A 20667-nucleotide genomic window follows, 5' to 3' on the forward strand; every position below is an offset into this window, starting at 1 on the left:
TCGCCGCCTCGCGCACCTGCGGCGCGGATTCGCCGCTGGCGAGCATGGCGTCGGCCGCGGTAGTGGCATCGCCTGCGGCGAGGCGCAGCAGCAGCAACAGGTCGTCCGGGAAGCGGCGCTCGCGAACCGCAGCCAGCATGCCTGGTGCGCGCAGCAACGCCAGGGCTTGTTCGAGTGCGCTGGCGCCCAGGGCGGTCATCGCTCCGTCAGCTTCGCCTGTTCCTTGCCGCCATAACTGTAGTAGCTGTAGTCGCCATAGCCGTAGCCATAACCGCGGCCGGCCTGTTTTGATTCGTATTTGGTCAGCAGGCCGCCGACTACGAACGCGCGCGCTGCCTGCAGGCGCTTGATCGCATTGCGGGCAACGCCGATACGCGTTTCGCCGGCTTCGACCACCAGCAAGGTGGCATGAGCGACGTTCGACAGGATCGGCGCATCGGCCAGGCCGAGCACCGGCGGGCCGTCAATGATGATCTTGTCGAACTTCTCGGCGGCGACGGTCAGCAACGACAGCAATTTGCTGCCGGACAACAACTCGGCCGGATTCGGCGGCAGCGGCCCGCTGGTCATGATCTGCAGGTTCGGCTCGCCGGTCTCGATGATTACGTCCATCGGTTTGGCGGCACCGGCAAGCAGGTTGCTCAAGCCCTTGGTGTTGCTCACATTGAGAATCTTGTGTTGCGACGGGTTGCGCAGGTCGGCGTCGATCAGCAGCACGCGCTTGCCAAGCTGGGCGAAGTTGCGCGCGAGCGTGAGCGCCGTCGTCGACTTGCCTTCGTTGGGCGTGGCGCTGGTGATCAGCAGCGTTTTCGGCGAACCGTGGGCCGTGGAGAACTGCAGAGCGGTACGCACCGACCGGTAGGCCTCGGCGAAGGCCGAGCGCGAATCCAGCAGCGCGCGCTCGGGTGTGATGTCCTTGAGCTTCGGGATCACGCCAAGCACAGCGAGCCCGAGTTGCTTTTCCAGGTCTTCGGGCGTCTTGAGCGTGTCGTCGAGGTACTCGAAACCCAGTGCAAGCAACACGCCGAGCATCAATCCGACCAGACCACCGAGGGCGAGATTGCGGGTCAGGCTGGGTTTGTACTTGCTGCCGATGTCGGCCTTGTCGACGATGGAAATATTGTTGGTGCTGACACCGCCGGCGATGCCGATTTCCTTGTAGCGCTGCAGCAGTCCGTCGTAGAGCTGGCGGTTGGTGTCGACCTCGCGCTTGTAGATGTTGTACTGGATCGAGCGATTCTGCAGATCCAGCACTTCGCCTTTCACGTTGGTCATCTGCTCGTTGAGCAGGCGTTCCTGTTCCTGTGCCGCCAGATATTCGGCCTGGATCGAAGAGCGGATGTTGCCCATCTCGCCGGCGATCTGCTTGTCGACTTCGTCGATCTGCCCTTTGAGCTGTTGCATCAGCGGATACGCAGGCTTGTACAGGCGCAGCTTGTCCTGGTAATCGGCCATCAGCGTTGCGCGGTTCTGCTGCAGCGACTGGATGATGGAGTTGCTGCCGGCATCGCCGAACATCACCAGCCCGCGCGAGGCCTGCGCCTGGCGCCAGCGCGATTCGGCGCGGATGCGGTCTTCCTTGGCCTTGCCGAGCGCGGCGTTGAGCGTGCCCAGGGTCTGCTCGGACAGCGAGCCCGATTGTTCGCCGCCGGTGCTGACGATCTGTTCTTTCTGTGCAAATCCGACCAGCTTGCGTTCGGAGTCCTCGAGCTTGAGCTTGAGTTCCTGCAAGCGGTCTTCGAGATAGCCCTTGGCATAGGACGAGGAATCGAAGCGGCGCTCGAGGTTGCTGGCGATGAAGGCTTCGGCGACGGCATTGGCCGCACGCTGCGAGAAGCGTTTGTCCGGACTGTCGTAATTGACCCGCACCAGGCGCGAGTTGCGCACCGGCTCGATCGACAAGCCGTCGGCGAAAGCACTGACCAGGGCGCGCTGACGATCTTCGACGCGCGTGTCCTTCTGGGCAGCGGTCTCGCCGGAGCGGCCATTCTTGCCCGCATCCCCGCCGTTGCCGGAGAGCATCGACATCAGCTTGGCCCAGGGCGAATGCGGGCTGATGCGTTCAAGCTCGCCGGTCTGCGCCAGGTTCAGTTGCGATACCACGCGCTCGGCGAGCGCGCGGCTTTGCAGCAGTTCGTACTGGGTCTGGTAGAAATCGCGATCGCCCGAACCCTCGATCGGTTCCATGCCCTGGACATCGACGACCTTGATGGTGTCACGATCGATCTGCAGGCTGGCCGAAGCGCGATAGATCGGTGTCATCAACAAGGTGCCGACGAGCGTGGTGACCAGCACGATCGCGAGCGCACCCAGCACCGTCCAACGACGCTTGACCAGGATGCGCCAGTAACTGAGCAGGTCAATCTCGTCGCCGGTTCCTTCCTTGTCCGCCTGCGGCAGCACATCGAGGCTGAGCGGCTGCGGCCGGCCATGCACCGGAAACGTCAACGCCTGCTGCCGGTCATGGGCCGCCGTCGGCAGGTTGGCTGGTCGCCGATGCCCGTCGTCGTCAGATTGATTCTTCTGCATTCACTTGACCTTGTCAGGACGACTCAAAAAATCCGGAACAGATTGAGGACCGGCATGGACTCGATGATGCGCCGGAACGTCGTCTTCGAGCCAGACTGCTCGATCACGACGATGTCGTCGCCGTACACCTGCGGATCCTCGATATTGCCGGCCCGGATCTGCGCGAGATCGAAAACCGCGGCCATCTTCTTGCCGTCGATGGTGCGGAAAATCACCACACCCTTGAGGTCGGCCAATGGATCCAGTCCTTCGCCCATCGCCACCGCCTGAAGCAGGGTGGTCTTGCCGGTGAGCGGATAAATTCCCGGTTTCTTGACCGCCCCTTCGAGGGTGACGCGCTGGCTGGTGAATTCCTTGACGAAGACGGTGACCTGCGGGCTTTGGAGGTAGGTCGAGTTCAGCTTTTTCGCGACCTCGGTCTCCAATTCCTGGACGGTTTTTCCGCCAGCCTGGACGATTCCGATCAGCGGCAGCGAAATCTGCCCCACCGAATTGACCCGCACCGTGCGATTGAGATCGGGCACCTGGAAGACGCTGATCTCGATCAGGTCCTGCGGGCCGACGCGGTATTCGGAGACGCCTTGGTAAGCGCCGCTGGAGGAGGTGGTGTCGGGCGCGCGCAAGGTGGTGGTCCCGGACACTGCCCGCGCCGAACCGTTGCGGATCGCACCGGAATTGTCGCTGGCGCATCCGACAAGCAACGCGAGCAGCGCCATGACAAGAACAATGCGGCTGGTGGACATGAGCTCTCCAATCCTTGGGGCGAAGATCATTATCACGCGCCAAACCACCGCTGCCACAAGCCCGGCCGCGACGAAGTCTGAACAGCCCGCTCCGGCAGGCACGGCAAGGCGTCGGGCGCGGCATCGGCGAGGATGCCCTTCGGGCGCGTATGCACCATATGCAGGGCCTCGGTGGCGCCGACGCGCGCGGCGGCGGCGGCGCGACCTTCGGCGAGCAGCGGCGGACGTTTGTCGATGTGGTGGGCGTCGGTGGCGAGGATGTGCACCAGGCCTTCGTCGAGCATGCGCTCGGACCAGTATTTCGGGCGGCGGCCGAAGCGGCCGGTGAGGCTACCGGAAGTGATCTGCATCCAGGCGCCGCCATGCACGAGGCGGCCGAAGATCGCGTAGTTGTCCTCGATCCAGGACAGGCGCTCGGGATGGGTGATCACCGGCACATAGCCGGCGGCCATCAGCTGGAACACCGAGTCCTCGAAACGCGGCGGCGCCACGTGGTGCGGCGGCTCGAGCAGGAAATAGCGGCCGCCATTGAGCGTGGGGATGTGGCCGCGACGGATGTCGGCGATCAGGTCAGGCGCGAGATGGGTGTCGGCGCCGATGCTCAGTTCCAGCGCGATGCCGGCTTCGTGCAGATGCTGCTGCAACTCGATGATCGCGGCGGCGATGCCGGCGCGGTTGTTTTCGTAGAGGCCGGGATAGATATGCGGCGTGCAGGCGGTAACGGTGATGCCGTCGGCGACCGCACAACGCGCCATCGCCAGCGCGACCTCGAGATCGGGGGCGCCGTCATCGATGCCCGGCAGCATGTGGCAATGCAGGTCGATCATCGCCTCTGCATCGCCGTGGCTCATCAGGCGGCCTCGGGGTCGGGCTTGATGGAGAGCAGGCGCTGGCGTCCGCGCGCCAGCCAGGCGACGGCACGGTCGCGGTCGGCACTGAAGGCGTAGTGCACGCCAAGCAACACGAAGAACGCCAGCACCACGTAGGGCCGATGCACGCCGAGCTTCACCGCGATCGCCGCCGTGCTGCCGAGGATCAATGACAGCCCCGCCAAGCCCCAGGCGACCTGATTGGCGCTGTAACCGGCGTCCAGCAGATAGTGATGCAGGTGATTGCGATCGGCCGAGAACGGCGAACGGCCTTGGCGCGCGCGCCGGAACATCAGCACCACGCAATCGAGCAGCGGAATCGCCACCGTCCACGGCCCGAGCACGGGCGAGACCGGGTGCGCGGAATTCTGCGTCAGGCGCACCGCGCTGAGCGCGATCACGAAACCCAGCAGCATGCTGCCGGCATTGCCCAGGAACACCCGCGCACGCGACTGCCAGGGCAGGCGCAGATTCCAGATCAGAAAACCGGCGACGGCGCCGGCGATCGCCAGCAGCCGCTCGGCGACCGGGCCGTTGCCGGCGTAAAGCGCGAACCCTGCGAACAGCAGCAGCGAGACCATCACCTGACCCGCGGCGAGACCATCGGAACCATCGATCATGTTCAGCGCGTTGATCACGCCGACCACGATGAACACCGTGAACGGCACCGCCAACCAGCCGAGATACATCTTGTCGACGCCAAAAACATCGTCGAGGTTCTGCACGCGGATATCGGCGAAATACACCATCGCCAGCGTCGCCAGCACCTGCACGGCGATACGCAGGCGCCAGCTGAGGTCGTAGCGGTCATCGAGCAGACCGACGACGACCAGCACCAGGGCGCAGAAGCAGAAAACGATATTGGCGTGGCTGAGGTCGCGCTCGAACAGGAACAGCCCCGCCGCCACCGCCACCAGAATCAGCGCGCCACCGATGTAGGGCGTGGGTTGTTCGTGCTGCTTGCGGCCGCCGGGCAGATCGTAAAGTCCAAGCTTCTGCGCCAGCGGCAGGCACAGCGGAATCAGCAGCGCGGTGATCGCGAACGTGGCAAGCACGCGCACCGCCGACATGCCGTCGAGCTGCCCCAACATTTTCAACCAATCCATTCGCGCCTCGGGGGGAACATCTGCGCCTCGATCATTGCGTCGCCGCCGATCCTTCGGCTGGTTTTATCATCCCGGGCTACGGCCGTATACGTCCTCGAAGCGGACGATGTCGTCCTCGCCCAGATAACTGCCCGACTGCACCTCGATCAGTTCCAGCGGCACGCGGCCGGGATTTTCCAGACGGTGCCTGCTGCCCAGCGGAATGAAAGTACTCTCGTTTTCGCTGAGGATGAATACCTTGTCATCGCATGTCACCCGGGCAGTGCCACTGACCACGATCCAGTGCTCGGCACGGTGATGGTGCATCTGCAGGCTCAGCGTGCCACCGGGCTTGACCACGATGCGTTTGACCTGGAAACGCTCGCCGTTGTCGATCGAATCGTAGTTGCCCCACGGGCGGTAAACGTTGCGATGCCAGGTCGCCTGTGGCTGCTTGTTCTTGCGCAAGTCGGTGACGATGTCCTTGACCTGCTGCACGGCATCCTTGTGCGCGACCAGCAACGCATCGTCGGTATCGACGATCACCACGTCGTTGAGGCCGATCATCGCGATCATGCGGCGCTCGCTCATCGCCAGCGTGTTGTGACAGTCGAGTGCGATCACTTCGCCGCGATGGGCGTTGCCGGCGGCATCCTGCTCGGACACTTCCCAGAGCGCCGACCAGGAACCGACATCGTTCCAGCCCACATTGATGGGCAACACTTTCGCGGCATCGGTCTTTTCCATCACCGCGTAATCGATCGAATCCGACGGGCAGGCAGCGAATGCATCGCGGTCCAGACGCAGGAAATCGACATCGCGGCGCGCCTTGGCCAGGGCCTCGCGCGCCGAGGCGATCATCGCCGGCTGCGTCTTGCCCAGTTCTTCGAGATAACGCGACGCACGGAAAGCGAACATGCCGCTGTTCCAGAAGTACTCGCCACTGGCGACGTATTGTTTGGCGGTGGCGAGATCGGGTTTTTCGACGAAGCGCTCGACCGCGCGCACGCCCTCGCCCTTGCCGGCCTTGATGTAGCCGTAACCGGTTTCCGGCGCCGACGGCACGATGCCGAAGGTGACCAGGCCGCCGGCCTGCGCGGCCGGCAACGCCGCCAGCACGGCGGCGCGGAACGCGGGTTCGTCGCGGATCACATGATCGGAAGGAAGCACCAGCAGCACCGGATCGCTGCCATCGGCCATCGCCTGCAGCGCAGCGACGGCGATCGCCGGGGCGGTGTTGCGGCCGATCGGTTCGAGCACGATGGCGGATGGGGTGACGCCGATTTCCAGCAATTGTTCGGCGACCAGGAAGCGGTGCTCTTCATTGGCGATCACCAGCGGCGCCTCAGCGCCGGGCAGGCCGCGCAGCCGCAGCCAGGTGTCTTGCAAGAGCGTGTGTTCGCCAAGCAGCGGCAGGAATTGTTTGGGATGCGACTCGCGCGAGAGCGGCCAGAGCCGGGTGCCGGAGCCGCCGGAAAGTAGCACGGGAACGAGTTCGGTCATGGTCACTGCCTGGGGGACGGTGGGACATTTTGCCACGGCAGGCGCAGTTCGGGCCGGATCGCGAGCATGGTTCATAATTCGACCTTCATTCGATCCGACCGGACCTCACTGATGACCCTGCCCGACCGCGAGGCGCAACGCCTGGCCTGGACCCGCACCGCGCTCGACGATGCACAGGCACCGCTCGAACGCGCCTCGGCCGACGCCAGTTTCCGCAGCTACTGGCGCAGCATCAGCGACGGCCACACCTGGATCGTGATGGACGCGCCGCCGGACAAGGAAGACATCCGTCCTTGGCTCGACATCGCCGCGCGTCTCACTGCCGCCGGCCTGCACGCACCGGAAATCCGCGCCGCCGACGCCGACCTCGGCTTCGTGTTGATGGCCGACCTCGGCACCCGCCTCTATCTTCCCGAACTCGACGACGCCCGCGTCGACGCGCTGTACGCCGATGCGCTGGACGCGTTATTGACGATGCAGACGAAAGTCCACTGTGCCGACCTGCCCGCCTACGATGCCGCGCGCCTGGCGACGGAAATGGAGTTGATGCCGGAGTGGCTGCTCAAGCGTCACCTGGGTTTCGAGCCGAGCTGCGACGACTGGGACGTAATCGAACTTGCCTTCGGCAGCCTGATCCGCAATGCCGAAAACCAGCCGCAGGCTTTCGTGCATCGCGACTACCACTCGCGCAATTTGTTGATCACTGAGCTCAACAATCCCGGCATCCTCGATTTCCAGGACGCGGTGCGTGGGCCGGTGACTTACGACCTCGTCTCGCTGCTGCGCGACTGCTACATCGCCTGGCCCGACGAACGCGTGCAGGCCTGGGTGGAAGCGTATCGGCAGCGACTGATCGCGGCGGGCATCGCACAGATCGACGCGGAACAATTCCGCCGCGCCTTCGACCTGATGGGCCTGCAACGCCACATCAAGGTGCTCGGCATCTTCTGCCGGCTCTGGTATCGCGACGGCAAGGCCGGCTACCTCAACGACCTGCCGCTGGTCTGGCGCTACACCCGCAATGTCGGCCGCCGCTATCCCGACATCGCCCCGCTGATCGACCTGATCGAACGCGCGCTGGGCGAAAGAGATATCACGGTGCCTGCATGACCCCCATTCTCCGTAGGAGCGATGGCAATCGCCACAGGACGTGCGCAACGGTCGCGATTGCCATCGCTCCTACGAGCAACAGAATGCGAGGCGAATCATGCGCGCGCTGATCTTCGCCGCCGGCAAGGGTGAGCGCATGCGGCCGCTCACCGAGCACACTCCGAAGCCTTTGCTGCTCGTCGGCGGCAAGCCGCTGATCGTCTGGCATCTGGAAAAACTCGCGGCGATCGGCGTGCGCGAGGTGGTGATCAACACCGCCTGGCTGGCCGATCGTTTCGCGCCAGTACTCGGCGATGGTTCACGCTGGGGATTGCAGTTGCACTACTCGTTCGAAGGCGCCGAGCCGCTGGAAACCGGCGGCGGCATGCTGCACGCGCTGGCGAAACTCGGTGACGCGCCCTTCCTCGCCGTCAACGGCGACATCTGGACCGACGCCGATTTCTCGCGCTTGCCGCGCGAACCGAAAGGTCTTGCGCATCTGCTACTGGTCGACAACCCGGCACACAACCCGCGCGGCGATTTCGCACTCGCCGATGACGGCCAAGTGCATTCCGACGGCGAGCGGCGGCTGACGTTTGCCGGCGTCGGCGTGTACCGTCCGGCGCTGCTTGATGACTGGCGCGCGGTGATCGGCGATGTCGCGGGCACGGAAGAAATACCGCCGCGCTTCAAGCTCACGCCGCTGTTGCGCGCGGCGATGCGCGCCGGAAAAATCACTGGCGAACAGCATCGCGGCCGCTGGACCGATGTCGGCACGCCGGAGCGGCTGGCGGAGCTGGATCGGCAATTGTCCCGGTAGGAGCGATGGAAATCGCGACACGTCTTGCGAGAGTTGTCGCGATTTCCATCGCTCCTACGGCGACGGCAAAAATTGTTTCAGGAACGGCACTGTGATGCGTCGCTGCGCGGCGAGGCTTTCGCGGTCGAGGCGATCGAGCAGCCCGGTAAGCGTGGCGAGATCGCGGCCGACGCGGCGGAACAGGTAATCGAGCACGGCATCGTCGAGCTCCAGGCCGCGGCGTTCGGCGCGCTGCCGCAGCACGCGGCGGCGCGCGTCCTCGTCCAGCGGCTCCAGGCTCAGGCGCGTGCATTGTTCCAGACGCGACACCAGATCGGGCAAGGCGACGCCCAGCACCGACGGCATCGCGGTCGCGCTGTAGATCAGACGGCCAAGGCCGGCGCGCGCGCGATTGTGGAAATGGAACAGCGCTTCTTCATCCGCCGCATTTCCGGCGATCGCATCGAGGCCATCGAGGCAGACCAGATCCGCATCGTCCTGTCCGCTCAGCGCCGCGTCCAATCGTCCAGCGAGTGCCGCGAGCGGAAGGAAGATCGCGCGTCGACCCAGCCCCTGTGCCTGCGCGCAGGCCGCGAGCAACAGATGTGTTTTGCCGCTGCCGGCGGCGCCGGCGAGATACAGCCAGTCGCTGCGTGCGCCACTCGCCGCGGCGGCGACGAGATCGCGCAGCGCGTCGTTGCCGACGAAGCTTTCGAGACGCTGGTCGGGCGGAAATTTCAGCGATAGCGGCAGCTGTGCACTCACGCTTCGGGGGTCGCCGCGTCCGCGGCCGGTTCCGCGGGCAGGATTTCCAGATCCTCGGGCGCCGGCACCAGCGCAAGATCGACGCCGGCGCGCTCCTTTTCGCCACCGTACAAATGGCTGTGCGTGTAGCGGTCGTGGGCATAACGCAGGCCGACCATCGCCACCGCCGCCACCGGCAGGGCCAGCAGCACACCAAGAAAACCGAACAGCTGGCCGCCGGTCATGATCGCGAAAATCACCGCGACCGGATGCAGGCCGATCTTGTCGCCGACCATCCACGGCACGAGCACGAAACCTTCCATGGTCTGGCCGATCGCGAACACCATCAGCACCAGCGCGAGATGGGTGACATCACCGTGCTGCACCAGCGTGGCGATCACCGCGGCACTGACGCCGACGATCGCGCCCAGATACGGCACGAAGCTCACCAGGCCGGCGACGAAACCGATCAACAAGCCGAGATCGAGGCCGACCAGCCACAGGCCGGTCGCGTAGATCGTGCCCAGCGACAACATCACGCTCAACTGACCGCGCAGGAAACCGCCGAGCACTTCGTCCGATTCCGCCGCGAGGCGCACGACCACCGGTTCCAGCGGACGCGGCAGCAGCTCGCGGATCTGCGTCAGCATCGAACGCCAGTCGCGCAGGAAATAAAACGTCACCACCGGAATCAGCGCGATGTTGGCGAAGAACTCGATGATCGCCAGACCGGATTTCGACAGGCCGCCGATCACGGTCGCGGCGATGCCGCCGGCCTGCTGCCAGTGACCTTTCAGCAACGCGATCAGCTGCGTCGGATCGATATAGGTCGCGAGCTTGAAGCCGCCGCGATGCTCGACCCAGGGGATCGCGGTGACGGTGATCCAGTCGGCGAGGCGCGGCAGCCAGACGATGAACTGGCCCACCTGGTCTTCCAGCAGCGGCACCAGGATCACCAGCGCCAGCGTGATCACCAGCACCATCAACACGAACACCAGCAGCACCGCGACGGTGCGCGTGCGGCCGGCGCGTTCCAGGCGCACCACCAGCGGATCGCCGAGCCAGGCCAGCAACGCCGAGAGCACGAACGGCGTGAGGATGGGTGCGAGCAGCCACAGCAGCACGCCAACCGCCGCCGTGATCAGCAGCCACTGCCCGCGGCGCGCGTGGGTTTCGTTCATTGCCTGCTCCCGAGTGCGCGCCAGGCGCGCGAACCATATCGAATCACATAATCAAGGCCGCTGAGCAAGGTCAGCAAGGCCGTCGCCAGCAGCAACGACTGCAGGAAAACCAACGGCACGCGCCAGAGCGCGAGATGCGCCAGCACCACCGCCACCAGGCCGATCTGCAACGTGGTGTTCATTTTACTCAGCAGGCTGGGCGCGGGCTTGAACGTGCCCATCAGGCGCCACCACGCCAACGCGCCGACGACGATCACCAGATCGCGCGCGAACACCAGCGCCACCAGCCAGGTCGGCAGGTGCAGGCTCCACCACAGGCCGAAGAAGCAGACGCTGAGCAGCAGTTTGTCGGCGATCGGATCGAGAATGCCGCCGAGCGCAGAACGCCAGTCGAAAGTTTTCGCGATGAAGCCGTCCAGCGCATCGCTCAACCCGGCGACGAGGGCCAGCCAGAGCGCGCTGCGATAGTCATCGATCATCAGCAACCACAGCAACGGCAGCGCCATCACCATGCGCGAAATGGTGATGGCGTTCGGAAGCCAGCGCAGCTTCATTTCAGGCCGTAGCGCGGCACATTGCTGGGGGGCGGTGGCGGCAGGCCGAGCGCGGCATCGTCGCTGCCGGGCGCAGGCGGCGGCGTCACCGGCGCGTCCGGCGTCGACAAGGGCACGAGCACGTCATCGGTGGCGATGATCATGCGGAAGCCGGTCGGCCCGAGGCCGAGGTCCATGAGCAGACGCAGGTGATCGGGCGCGGCCTCGACCACAGTCACGTGCTTGACGATCGCAAGCCGCTGCAGATACGCCATCACCTTGACGAATTCGGCCTGGTTGTCGACGCCGGCGATATCGATCATGTAGCTGCCAGCGGCGCCGATGCTCAGGTACACCGCATCGCGCTGTGCGATCGCGTCGGCGCTGGTGTCGGCGCCGGATGCGATGACGCGACGAGCGTCGGGATCGCTAAAGGTCCAGCGCGACAATTCGACACCGGCCTGACTCAATACCCAGTCGCCGGTCCAGCCGCCGTTAGCGCGATATATCTTGCCGACCAGTTGCGCATCGTTGCCGTAGCGCGCGGTGAGTGTCTGCAATGCCGATGCATTGAGGGCGAGGATCGAAGCGAGCGCGGATTGTTCGACGGCGCTGCCGGCCGGCAGCAGGAAGCGCAGGCCGCGCTCGAGGCCGCGCTGCGCCAGCGGCTTGACGACATTGATCTGCTGGCCGGTGACCAGGCGCGCGCCGCGGCCGTCGTCGATCGCCAGCCAGAGAATCGGTTTGGGACGGATGCCGGTCCAGTATTTCAACCCGGCGCCGGCGATCAGCGCATCGACCGCGACCGGATCGTAGGCCAGGCTCATCGTCGTCTTGTAGATCGGCGCGCCGCCGACGGCGGTGTTGCCTTCGCTGTCGGAGGCGGCGGTCTCGGTCTTGGCATCGCTGACGTACGACTGCGCCGACGGCATCGCCTTGCGGATCACCGGATTGCCGACCGCCTGGACATTGCCGGTGAGCTTGACGATCACCTGGCCGAGGCCGCGCGCGGTGGCGGCGCGGCGCTCGTTGTCGCCCTGCGAGGTCAGCGTGACCTCGGTGCGATACAGCGCGGGGTCGCGCATCGGCTTGATCTTGACCGGCGCGGCGGTGGCGTCGTCGTCGCCATTGCTGGCGGTACTGTTGCCACTCGTGGTCGCCGGTTTGCTGGCGCCGACGATGGCCGGCTTGTTCGCGTGCGCGGCCGGTGCGGCCTGTTGCGCCGCGGCGCCGGTCGATACCGCGCAGGTGAACGCAAGGACGGACAACAGGAAGGAGCTGAGGGCGCGGGAAGTCGGTCGCATGGGTCGCTTTGGGGGGTCGAACGCAGCCCGCATGGTGCCGCAAGCGGGCCGGGTGCGTCCAACCGACGCGCCCGGAGGCGCGGACGCATCCGCAGGGCCGCTGGTAGAATGCCGCCTTCAAATTGCGCGCCGCGGCGCCGGATCCGTCGAGATGAGCTCATCCACCCCCCTCACCTACCGCGATGCCGGCGTTGATATCGATGCCGGCAATGCGGTCGTCGAACGCATCAAGCCGCTGGTCAAGCGCACCTTCCGCCCGGAAGTGATGGGCGGCCTCGGCGGCTTCGGCGCCTTGTTCAACCTCAGCGGCAAATATCGCGAGCCGGTGCTGGTTTCGGGCACGGACGGCGTCGGTACCAAGCTCAAGCTCGCGCAGCAGCTCAACCGCCACGACACGATCGGCATCGACCTGGTCGGCATGTGCGTCAACGACGTGCTGGTGCAGGGCGCCGAACCGCTGTTCTTCCTCGATTATTTCGCCACCGGCAAATTGCACGTCGACACCACCGTCGCCGTGGTCGGCGGCATCGCCAAGGGTTGCGAACTCGCCGGCTGCGCGCTGATCGGCGGCGAGACCGCGGAAATGCCCGATATGTATCCGCCCGGCGAATACGATCTGGCCGGCTTTACCGTCGGCGCGGTGGAAAAATCCGCGCTGCTCGACGGCGCCAAGGTGCGCGCCGGCGACGTGCTGCTCGGCATCGCCTCCAGCGGCCCGCATTCGAACGGTTACTCGCTGGTGCGCAAGATTTTCGACCGCGCCGGCCGGCCGGGCGATCTCGATCTCGGCGGCGTCAGCCTGATCGATGCGCTGATGGCACCCACCACCATCTACGTGAAGCCGATTCTTGAAGTGCTCGCCGCGCACGAACTGCACGCGATGGCGCACATCACCGGCGGCGGCCTCACTGAAAACATCATCCGCGTCATTCCCGACGGCCTGGGCCTGGATATCGAAGCCTCAAGCATCGTGCTGCCGCCGGTATTCGACTGGCTGCAGCGCGAAGGCGCGGTACCGGCGCCGGAAATGTGGCGCACGTTCAATTGCGGCATCGGCTTTGTACTGGTGCTGGCGCCGGGCGATGTCGCGGCGGTGTCCGCTGATCTCGATCGTCTCGGCCTGGCGCATCGCGCGATCGGCGCGGTAGTGAAGACCGCCAGCGACGAGCGGGTACGCATCGCGTGAATTCCGTCGTCGACAGCGACGCGCAGGATGCCGAACACCTGCGGCTGCTGCGCATCTTCCATTGGGTCGTGGCCGGCCTGACCGCGTTGTTTTCGCTGTTCCCGATCATCCACCTCGTGATCGGCATCGCGATGGTTTCCGGCGGCTTCCACGGCGAGAGGAATCCGCCACCGGCAGCGATCGGATGGATCTTCATTGTCTTCGCAGCAGGCTTCATCCTCACCGGCCTGACGTTCAGCGCCTGCCTCGCCTACGCCGGCGAGTGCCTCAAGCAGCGCCAGCGCTACACGTTCTGCCTCGTGATGGCCGCGCTGGCCTGCATGCTCATGCCTTTCGGCACCGTCCTCGGCGTGTTCACCCTGATCACGCTGATGAAACCTTCGGTGAAAGCGCTGTTCACGGCGCCCTCGCCAGGCGCTTGATCCGATGGCGGCCGATTTCCGCCTAGCCGTTCTCGCCTCCGGCCGCGGCAGCAACCTGCAGTCATTGGTCGATGCGCAGCGGCGCGATGGCTGGCCGGCGCGCGTGGTTGGTGTGTTTTCCGACAAGCCCGAATCGGGCGCGATCGCGTTGGCGAAAAGCCTGGGCATTCCGACGCATGCGCAGCGACCGCGCGATTTCGCCGCGCGCGCCGATTTCGATGCCGCGTTGTTCGACCAAATCCTCGCCGTTCAACCCGACCTGATCGTCTGTGCGGGTTACATGCGGCTGATTTCCGCCGCCGCCGTGCAACGCGTGGCCGGCCGGATGATCAACATCCATCCGTCATTGCTGCCGCGTCATCCGGGCCTGGATACACACGGCCGCGCGCTTGCCGCCGGCGACGCCGAACATGGCGCCAGCGTGCATCTGGTGATCCCGGAACTCGATGCCGGGCAACCGCTGGCGCAGGCGCGGGTGCCGGTGTTTGCCAGCGACGGCACGGAAACGCTGGCGGCGCGCGTGCTGGCACGCGAGCATCCGCTGCTGGTCGCGACGGTCGAATGGCTGGCGCGCGGCCGGCTTCGCGTCGTCGATGGCCACGCGCAATTTCAGGGCCACGCCCTGTCTTCACCTCTGGTTCTGCAAGCGGACGACACTCTGCGGGCGCCGTGAGGCCCCGCCTCCCTTCAGCGAGACCCTGCCCCGATGATCCGCAAACCGCTTTCCTTCCTGCTGCTGGCACTGCCGACGCTGTCGCTGGCCGCCGCACCGGCGCCGTACCAGGCGCAATACGAGGTCAGCCGCAATGGCAGCAAGCTGGGCACCGCGACCGTGGTGTTCAATGCCCTGCCCGACGGGCATTACGAGCTGCGCACCGACACCATCGGCAGCGAAGGCATGGCCGCGATCGCCGGCGTCACCCTCAACGAGCGCTCGCTGCTGCGCTGGACCGGCAATGTGCCGGAAACGCTGAGCTATTCGTACCGGCAAAAACTCGCCTGGAAAACCAAGGAGCGCAGCATCCAGGTCGACGCCGGTGCCGGCCGCATCACCAGCACCGACAAGGGCCAGGCGCGCACGCTTAAATACACGCCGGGCGTGCTCGATCGCAACGCGATCACCGTCGCCCTGATCCAGGATCTCGCCGCGCACAAGACCGGCGACCTGATCTATCCCGTCGCCGACAGCGACAGCGTCGATGCGCAGCGTTACCGCCAGGCGGCCGTCGAAACCATGAGCACCGCGCTTGGTCCGCAACGTGCGATCCGCGTCGAACGCATCCGCGACAGTGGCAATGGCCGCGTCACCACGCTGTGGTTCGGCGTCGACAAGAAATACGTGCCGCTGCAGATCCTGCAGACCGAAGCCAACGGCGAGACGATCGAGATGCGGGTGACGGCGATTCGGTAAAGAGTGCGGCGATTTGGGGTTTCCCTCACCCCAGCCCTCTCCCGCTGGGAGAGGGGGTCAGCTGCTGCGGCGATTTGAGGTTTCCCTCACCCCGGCCCTCTCCCGCCGGGAGAGGGGGTCAGCTGCTGCGGCAGAGGCTATGCGGGGCGTTCGTCAGCTCGGCAAGCGCCGGATCTTCGCGCCGAGGCCGCCGAGTTTTTCCTCGATGTTCTCGTAACCGCGATCGATGTGATAAATCCGGTCCACCGTCGTGTCGCCCTTGGCGACGAGGCCGGCCAGCACCAGCGAGGCTGAGGCGCGCAGGTCGGTAGCCATGATCGGTGCGCCGGTCAGGGTTTCGACGCCGCGGATGATGGCGGTGTGGCCATCGACGCGGATGTCGGCGCCGAGGCGCGACAATTCATTGAGATGCATGAAACGATTTTCGAAAATCGTTTCCTTGATGACGCCAACGCCGTCGGCCATGCAGTTCATCGCCGCGAACTGCGCCTGCATGTCGGTCGGGAATGCCGGGTACGGCGCGGTGGTCAGGCTCACCGCTTTCGGGCGCTTGCCCTTCATGTCGAGCTCGATGAAATCGGGTCCGGAATTGATTTCGGCGCCGGCCTCTTCGAGTTTCAACAGCACCGAATCAAGAATGTCGGCGCGGGTCTTGCGGCAGATCACCTTGCCGCCGGTCATCGCGCCGGCAATCAGGAAGGTGCCGGTCTCGATGCGGTCGGGCAGCACGTCGTAATGACCGCCGCGCAGGTTGTCGACGCCTTCGATGACCATCTTGGTGGTGCCGGCGCCCTCGATCTTCGCGCCCATCGAGATCAGGCAGTTGGCGAGGTCGACGATTTCCGGCTCCTGTGCGCAGTTCTCCAGCACCGTGGTGCCTTTCGCCAACGCCGCCGCCATCATCACGTTCTCGGTGCCGGTGACGGTGACCATGTCGAAGGAATAGCGGCCGCCCTTGAGGCGGTCGGCGCGCGCCTTGACGAAGCCGTTCTCGACCACGACGTCGGCGCCCAGCGCCTGCAGGCCGCGAATATGCTGGTCGACCGGACGCGAACCGATCGCGCAACCGCCGGGCAGCGACACTTCCGCGTGGCCGTACTTGGCCAGCAGCGGGCCGAGCACGAGGATGGAGGCGCGCATGGTCTTGACCAGCTCGTAGGGCGCGACGGTGTTGATGTTCTTGCTCGGATCGACGGTGATCGTGAGCTTCTCGTCGACGGTGAGCTGCGCGCCGAGCGCGCCGAGCAATTCCATCGTGGTGGTGACGTCGTGCAGATGCGGCACGTTGCCGATCGAGATGGAGCTGTCGGCCAGCAGCGTGGCGCAGAGGATGGGCAGGACGGCGTTCTTGGCGCCGGAAATCTGCACTTCGCCGTTGAGTACTTCGCCGCCGGTGATGACGATCTTGGCCATGGGATCAGGGTCTCGAGAAAAAGAATCGGTGAATCGATGGAGGGCGCCGCGCTGCGATCAGGCGGCTTCGTCGGGCGTCAGGGTGCGCAGCGCCAGTGCGTGAATCTCGCCGCCCATGCGCTCGCCGAGAGTTGCGTAGACCAGGCGATGCCGGGCCAGCGGCAGCTTGCCGCGGAAGGCTTCAGCGACCACCACCGCCTCGAAATGCACGCCGTCCTCGCCTTGTACGCGGGCCTGGGCGCCGGGCAGGCCGGCCTCGATAAGCTGCTGGATCAGTTCGGCATTCATGGCTGGGCGGGAAAATGCGGGCGCGGGCCGCGCAGGCTTTACAATGGGCGGCCATCATAAACGGTTCCGACTCCCGCATGACTGCCGCCCCCGCCGCCACGCCGACCACCGCCACGACTCCGGCCGATGCCGGGACCGAGGCTGGACTGATCGCCAGCGGCCGCCGCGTCATCGCTGTCGAAGCCCGCGCTCTGGAAAGTCTGCAGGCGCGCATCGGTCCGGAATTCGCCGAAGCCTGTCGCCTGCTGCTGGCCTGCCGCGGCCGCGTGGTCTGCACCGGCATGGGCAAGTCCGGGCATATCGCCACCAAGATCGCCGCGACGTTTTCTTCCACCGGCACGCCGGCGTTTTTCCTGCACCCGGGTGAAGCCAGTCACGGCGACCTGGGCATGGTCAAGGATTCGGACGTGGTGCTGGCCCTGTCCAATTCCGGCGAGAGCGAAGAAATCCTCACCATCGTCCCGGCGCTCAAGCGCCAGGGCAATGTGCTGATCGCGATGACCGGGCGCAGCGATTCGCGCATGGCCAAACTCGCCGACCTGCATCTGGATGTGAGCGTCGCCGAGGAAGCCTGCCCGCTGGGCCTGGCGCCGACCACCAGCACCACCGCCGCGCTGGTGATGGGCGATGCGCTCGCGGTCGCGTTGCTGGAAGCGCGTGGTTTCACCGCCGAAGATTTCGCCCGCTCGCATCCCGCCGGCAGCCTTGGCCGCCGCCTGCTGCTGCGCATCGCCGACATCATGCACGCCGGCGCCGACGTGCCGCGCGTATCCGCAGATGCCAGTGCCAGCGAGGCCCTGGTCGAGATGAGCCGCAAGCGCCTGGGCATGACCGCGGTAGTCGATGTCGACGACCGCCTGCTCGGCGTGTTCACCGATGGCGATTTGCGCCGCGCCCTCGACGACGCCGCGATCGACCTGCGCGCCACGCCGGTGAGCAAGTTGATGGCACGCTCGCCGAAAACCATCGGCGCGCAGCAGCTGGCCGTGGAAGCGGCGCGGCTGATGGAGGAATTCAAGATCAACGGCCTGGTCGTCGTCGATGAGGAACAACGCGTGCTTGGTGCGCTCAACATCCACGACCTGCTGCGCGCGCGGGTGGTCTGAGTGGACGCCTTCGCCGACCTCGCCGCCGATATCGATCCGCTGCTGCGCGAGCGCGCCGCGAAAATCCGCCTCTGCTGTTTCGATGTCGACGGCACGCTCACCGACGGCCGCCTGTGGTTCAGCGCCGCCGGCGAAGAGATGAAAGCCTTCCACGTACACGACGGCCAGGGCCTGCGCTTGCTCGAAGACAACGGCATCGCCGTCGCGCTGATCACCGCGCGCAGCAGCGCCGCGGCCGAAGCGCGTGCCCGCGACCTGCGCCTGTCGCATGTATTCACCGCGGTGAAAGACAAATTCGCCTGCCTCGAAGCGCTGCGCAGCAGCCTCGGCATCGCCGCCGACGAAGTCGCCTACCTCGGCGACGACCTGCCCGATCTCGCGGTGTTCACCCACGTCGGCCTCGCTGCCGCGCCCGCCGACGGCCACGCCTGGCTGCGCGAACGCGCGCATTGGGTGACCGCGCAAAACGGCGGCGCTGGCGCCGCACGTGCACTCTGCGACCTGATCCTGGAAGCGCGCGGACTCAAGCCGGCGGTGCTGGCGAAGTTCCAGCGCGCATGAGCACATTCGCGTGAGGATGCGTCCGGTCATCGCCCTGGCCCTGCTCGCGGTGGCGGCGATCAGCGGCTTCGCGGTCTGGAAACTGCGCCCGCAGCCCAAACCGCGTGGCGAAAGCCAGATCCGCTCCGACTACACCCTGCGCGACTTCAACCTGGTCACGCTCGACGAGAAAGGTCTGGAGTCGTTTACGGTCAAGGCACCGCAGCTCGAGCGCGACCCCAAAGGCAAGACCCTGACCCTGCAATTGCCGGAATTCTCCTTCCCCGACAAGGACGGTGGCCGCTGGATCGCCACCTCGAAAACCGCCTGGGTTGCCGAGAAGGGTGTGGAAGTAAGGCTGATCGAGGATGTGCTGATGCTCGGGCCGCCGGGTGCGTCCGGCGCGCGCACACGCTTCAACAGTGCGCATCTCGAGGTCTTCCCCAAGCGCAACCTCACCCAGACCGACGCCGAAGTGACCATCACCCGGGCCGACTCTATACTGCGGGGCAAGGGCATGCGCACCGACATGCAGACCCACCATTTCCAATTGCTCGCCGATGTCAAAGGACGCTATGCGCCTCGCCGCCCGTAATTCCCGCCTGCTCACCCTCGCCCTGATCGCAGCGCTGCCGCTCGCCGCGCAGGCCAAGACCACTGACCGCAACCAGCCCATGGATGTGGCCGCCGACCATACCGATGCTGTGCTCGCCGACGATGGCGACGCCATCCTCACCGGCAACGTCCGCATCACCCAGGGCACGCTGGAAGTCGACGCCGACCGCGCGGTGATCAAGCGCAAGAACGGCGACATCGCCGAAGTCGTGCTCACCGGTGCGCCGGCGCATCTCAAGCAGGTGTCCGACACCGGCGAGCCGATGAATGCCCGTGCCGCGCAGATCGTCTACACGCTAAGCAGCGACCTGATGGTGCTCACCGGCGGCGTGGTGGTCGAACAACCGCGCGGCAACCTCAGCGGCGAAACCATCAAGTACGATCTCAAGACTGGCCGCCTCGACGGCGGTGGCGACGGCCGCCGCGTCTCGATGCACATCCTGCCCAAGACCACGACCGCCGGCAGCAAGCCCGCCGAAGAAACCACGCCCGCCGCCGACGGGAAGAAGTAAGTGCTGTCAGCCCGCGGTTTGCGCAAACGCTACAAACAGCGCGAAGTCGTACATGACTTCGGGCTCGACCTCAGCCCGGGCGAGGTCGTCGGCCTGCTCGGCCCGAACGGCGCCGGCAAGACCACCTGCTTTTACATGATCGTCGGCCTGGTCCCGGCCGACCACGGCCAGATCCTGCTCGACGGCGAAGACATCACCGCCCTGCCCATGCACCAGCGCGCGCGCCGCGGCGTCGGCTACCTGCCGCAGGAAGCGTCGGTATTTCGCAAGCTCAGCGTCTCCGACAATCTGATGGCGGTGCTCGAGCTGCGCGAAGACTTGAATGCGCAGAGTCGCGCGGTCGAACTCGCCGCGCTGCTCGATGAACTGCAGATCGCCCACGTCGCCACGCAACTCGGCGCCAGCCTCTCGGGCGGCGAACGTCGCCGCGTGGAGATCGCCCGCGCGCTGGCCGCGAAGCCGCGCATGATTTTGCTCGACGAACCCTTCGCCGGCGTCGATCCGATTTCCGTCGGCGAAATCCAGAAGATCGTCCGCCATCTCAAGCAACGCGGCATCGGCGTGCTGATCACCGACCACAACGTCCGCGAAACCCTCGGCATCTGCGACCGCGCCTATATCCTCAACGCCGGCACCGTGCTCGCGCAGGGTTCGCCCGAAGAAGTGCTGGCCAACCCGGACGTGCGCCGCGTGTACCTGGGCGAGTCGTTCCGGCTGTAGATTCCCCCTCGCCCCGCTTGCGGGGAGAGGGCTGGGGTGAGGGGTACTTCAAGTCGCTGCATCACCATCGCGCAC

At 65.8% G+C, this 20667-nt stretch carries 23 protein-coding genes; 11 read left to right on the forward strand and 12 right to left on the reverse strand.

Annotated features, from left to right (window positions below):
* The 6 genes from VKM35_RS06525 to VKM35_RS06550 form a co-directional block, all read right to left on the reverse strand.
* On the reverse strand, positions 1 to 199 hold a 199-nt coding region (locus VKM35_RS06525), incomplete at its 3' end, for a hypothetical protein (protein WP_324319593.1).
* Complete coding sequence (locus tag VKM35_RS06530) at positions 196 to 2529, reverse strand: GumC family protein (RefSeq protein ID WP_324319595.1); 2334 nt, start codon at positions 2527 to 2529, stop codon at positions 196 to 198. The genes VKM35_RS06530 and VKM35_RS06525, both read right to left, overlap by 4 nt.
* 23 nt (positions 2530 to 2552) lie before the next feature.
* Positions 2553 to 3272 carry a polysaccharide biosynthesis/export family protein gene (locus tag VKM35_RS06535; protein ID WP_324319597.1) on the reverse strand — a complete coding sequence of 240 codons (720 nt, stop codon included), beginning with the start codon at positions 3270 to 3272 and terminating at the stop codon, positions 2553 to 2555.
* A 32-nt stretch (positions 3273 to 3304) separates the two neighbouring features.
* A complete protein-coding gene (locus VKM35_RS06540; RefSeq protein WP_324319599.1) occupies positions 3305 to 4123 on the reverse strand; it encodes a tyrosine-protein phosphatase in 819 nt (272 codons plus the stop codon).
* A complete protein-coding gene (locus VKM35_RS06545) occupies positions 4123 to 5247 on the reverse strand; it encodes an MraY family glycosyltransferase (RefSeq protein ID WP_324319601.1) in 1125 nt (374 codons plus the stop codon). Before VKM35_RS06545 ends, VKM35_RS06540 begins: the two co-directional genes overlap by 1 nt.
* A gap of 66 nt (positions 5248 to 5313) precedes the next feature.
* Positions 5314 to 6729, reverse strand: a complete 1416-nt coding sequence (locus VKM35_RS06550) for a mannose-1-phosphate guanylyltransferase/mannose-6-phosphate isomerase (protein ID WP_324319603.1) — start codon at positions 6727 to 6729, stop codon at positions 5314 to 5316.
* A 111-nt stretch (positions 6730 to 6840) separates the two neighbouring features.
* On the opposite strand from VKM35_RS06550, the gene VKM35_RS06555 reads away from it, so the two are divergent.
* Both VKM35_RS06555 and murU read left to right on the forward strand, forming a co-directional pair.
* Positions 6841 to 7839, forward strand: a complete 999-nt coding sequence (locus tag VKM35_RS06555) for an aminoglycoside phosphotransferase family protein (protein WP_324319605.1) — start codon at positions 6841 to 6843, stop codon at positions 7837 to 7839.
* A gap of 97 nt (positions 7840 to 7936) precedes the next feature.
* The gene (gene murU, locus VKM35_RS06560; protein ID WP_324319607.1) at positions 7937 to 8638 is read left to right on the forward strand and encodes an N-acetylmuramate alpha-1-phosphate uridylyltransferase MurU; all 702 of its coding nucleotides are present in this window, start codon (positions 7937 to 7939) and stop codon (positions 8636 to 8638) included.
* A 54-nt stretch (positions 8639 to 8692) separates the two neighbouring features.
* Here murU and hda read toward each other — a convergent pair whose 3' ends face one another.
* Genes hda through VKM35_RS06580 form a run of 4 tightly spaced genes read right to left on the reverse strand, consistent with a single transcriptional unit; the run spans position 8693 to position 12379 of the window.
* The gene (hda, locus tag VKM35_RS06565; protein WP_324319609.1) at positions 8693 to 9382 is read right to left on the reverse strand and encodes a DnaA regulatory inactivator Hda; all 690 of its coding nucleotides are present in this window, start codon (positions 9380 to 9382) and stop codon (positions 8693 to 8695) included.
* Positions 9379 to 10542 (reverse strand): AI-2E family transporter, encoded by a 1164-nt coding sequence (locus VKM35_RS06570; RefSeq protein ID WP_324319611.1) that lies wholly within the window; start codon positions 10540 to 10542, stop codon positions 9379 to 9381. Before VKM35_RS06570 ends, hda begins: the two co-directional genes overlap by 4 nt.
* Complete coding sequence (locus VKM35_RS06575; protein ID WP_324319614.1) at positions 10539 to 11096, reverse strand: CDP-alcohol phosphatidyltransferase family protein; 558 nt, start codon at positions 11094 to 11096, stop codon at positions 10539 to 10541. The genes VKM35_RS06570 and VKM35_RS06575 overlap by 4 nt, the downstream gene beginning before the upstream one ends.
* Complete coding sequence (locus VKM35_RS06580) at positions 11093 to 12379, reverse strand: DUF2066 domain-containing protein (RefSeq protein ID WP_324319617.1); 1287 nt, start codon at positions 12377 to 12379, stop codon at positions 11093 to 11095. Before VKM35_RS06580 ends, VKM35_RS06575 begins: the two co-directional genes overlap by 4 nt.
* A gap of 151 nt (positions 12380 to 12530) precedes the next feature.
* Between VKM35_RS06580 and purM the strand changes: the two genes are divergently transcribed.
* From purM to VKM35_RS06600, 4 genes are read left to right on the forward strand one after another with little or no spacing between them, the layout of a single operon-like run.
* Positions 12531 to 13565, forward strand: coding sequence for a phosphoribosylformylglycinamidine cyclo-ligase (gene purM / locus VKM35_RS06585; protein WP_324319618.1), 1035 nt, complete (start codon positions 12531 to 12533; stop codon positions 13563 to 13565).
* The gene (locus VKM35_RS06590; protein WP_324319620.1) at positions 13562 to 13987 is read left to right on the forward strand and encodes a hypothetical protein; all 426 of its coding nucleotides are present in this window, start codon (positions 13562 to 13564) and stop codon (positions 13985 to 13987) included. Before purM ends, VKM35_RS06590 begins: the two co-directional genes overlap by 4 nt.
* Before the next feature lie 4 nt (positions 13988 to 13991).
* Positions 13992 to 14660, forward strand: a complete 669-nt coding sequence (gene purN / locus VKM35_RS06595; RefSeq protein WP_324319622.1) for a phosphoribosylglycinamide formyltransferase — start codon at positions 13992 to 13994, stop codon at positions 14658 to 14660.
* A gap of 33 nt (positions 14661 to 14693) precedes the next feature.
* Positions 14694 to 15398: a DUF3108 domain-containing protein gene (locus VKM35_RS06600; protein WP_324319624.1), complete on the forward strand. Its 705-nt coding sequence runs from the start codon at positions 14694 to 14696 to the stop codon at positions 15396 to 15398.
* A 153-nt stretch (positions 15399 to 15551) separates the two neighbouring features.
* Here VKM35_RS06600 and murA read toward each other — a convergent pair whose 3' ends face one another.
* On the reverse strand, positions 15552 to 16811 hold the full coding sequence (gene murA / locus VKM35_RS06605; RefSeq protein ID WP_324319626.1) for a UDP-N-acetylglucosamine 1-carboxyvinyltransferase: 1260 nt from the start codon (positions 16809 to 16811) through the stop codon (positions 15552 to 15554).
* A 57-nt stretch (positions 16812 to 16868) separates the two neighbouring features.
* Positions 16869 to 17099, reverse strand: a complete 231-nt coding sequence (locus VKM35_RS06610; protein ID WP_324319628.1) for a BolA family protein — start codon at positions 17097 to 17099, stop codon at positions 16869 to 16871.
* 77 nt (positions 17100 to 17176) lie between these two features.
* Here VKM35_RS06610 and VKM35_RS06615 point away from each other — a divergent pair, with 77 nt between their 5' ends.
* The 5 genes from VKM35_RS06615 to lptB are packed head-to-tail and all read left to right on the forward strand — an operon-like array spanning position 17177 to position 20592.
* The gene (locus VKM35_RS06615; RefSeq protein ID WP_324319630.1) at positions 17177 to 18205 is read left to right on the forward strand and encodes a KpsF/GutQ family sugar-phosphate isomerase; all 1029 of its coding nucleotides are present in this window, start codon (positions 17177 to 17179) and stop codon (positions 18203 to 18205) included.
* Positions 18206 to 18766, forward strand: coding sequence for a KdsC family phosphatase (locus VKM35_RS06620; RefSeq protein WP_324319632.1), 561 nt, complete (start codon positions 18206 to 18208; stop codon positions 18764 to 18766).
* A gap of 16 nt (positions 18767 to 18782) precedes the next feature.
* On the forward strand, positions 18783 to 19340 hold the full coding sequence (gene lptC / locus VKM35_RS06625; protein ID WP_324319638.1) for an LPS export ABC transporter periplasmic protein LptC: 558 nt from the start codon (positions 18783 to 18785) through the stop codon (positions 19338 to 19340).
* Positions 19321 to 19872 carry a lipopolysaccharide transport periplasmic protein LptA gene (gene lptA, locus VKM35_RS06630; protein ID WP_324319634.1) on the forward strand — a complete coding sequence of 184 codons (552 nt, stop codon included), beginning with the start codon at positions 19321 to 19323 and terminating at the stop codon, positions 19870 to 19872. Before lptC ends, lptA begins: the two co-directional genes overlap by 20 nt.
* On the forward strand, positions 19873 to 20592 hold the full coding sequence (gene lptB / locus VKM35_RS06635; RefSeq protein ID WP_324319636.1) for an LPS export ABC transporter ATP-binding protein: 720 nt from the start codon (positions 19873 to 19875) through the stop codon (positions 20590 to 20592). It abuts the gene before it with no gap.
* The last annotated feature ends 75 nt before the right edge of the window (positions 20593 to 20667 follow it).

The sequence above is a fragment of the Arenimonas sp. genome (genome assembly GCF_035312645.1).
Lineage (GTDB): Bacteria > Pseudomonadota > Gammaproteobacteria > Xanthomonadales > Xanthomonadaceae > Arenimonas.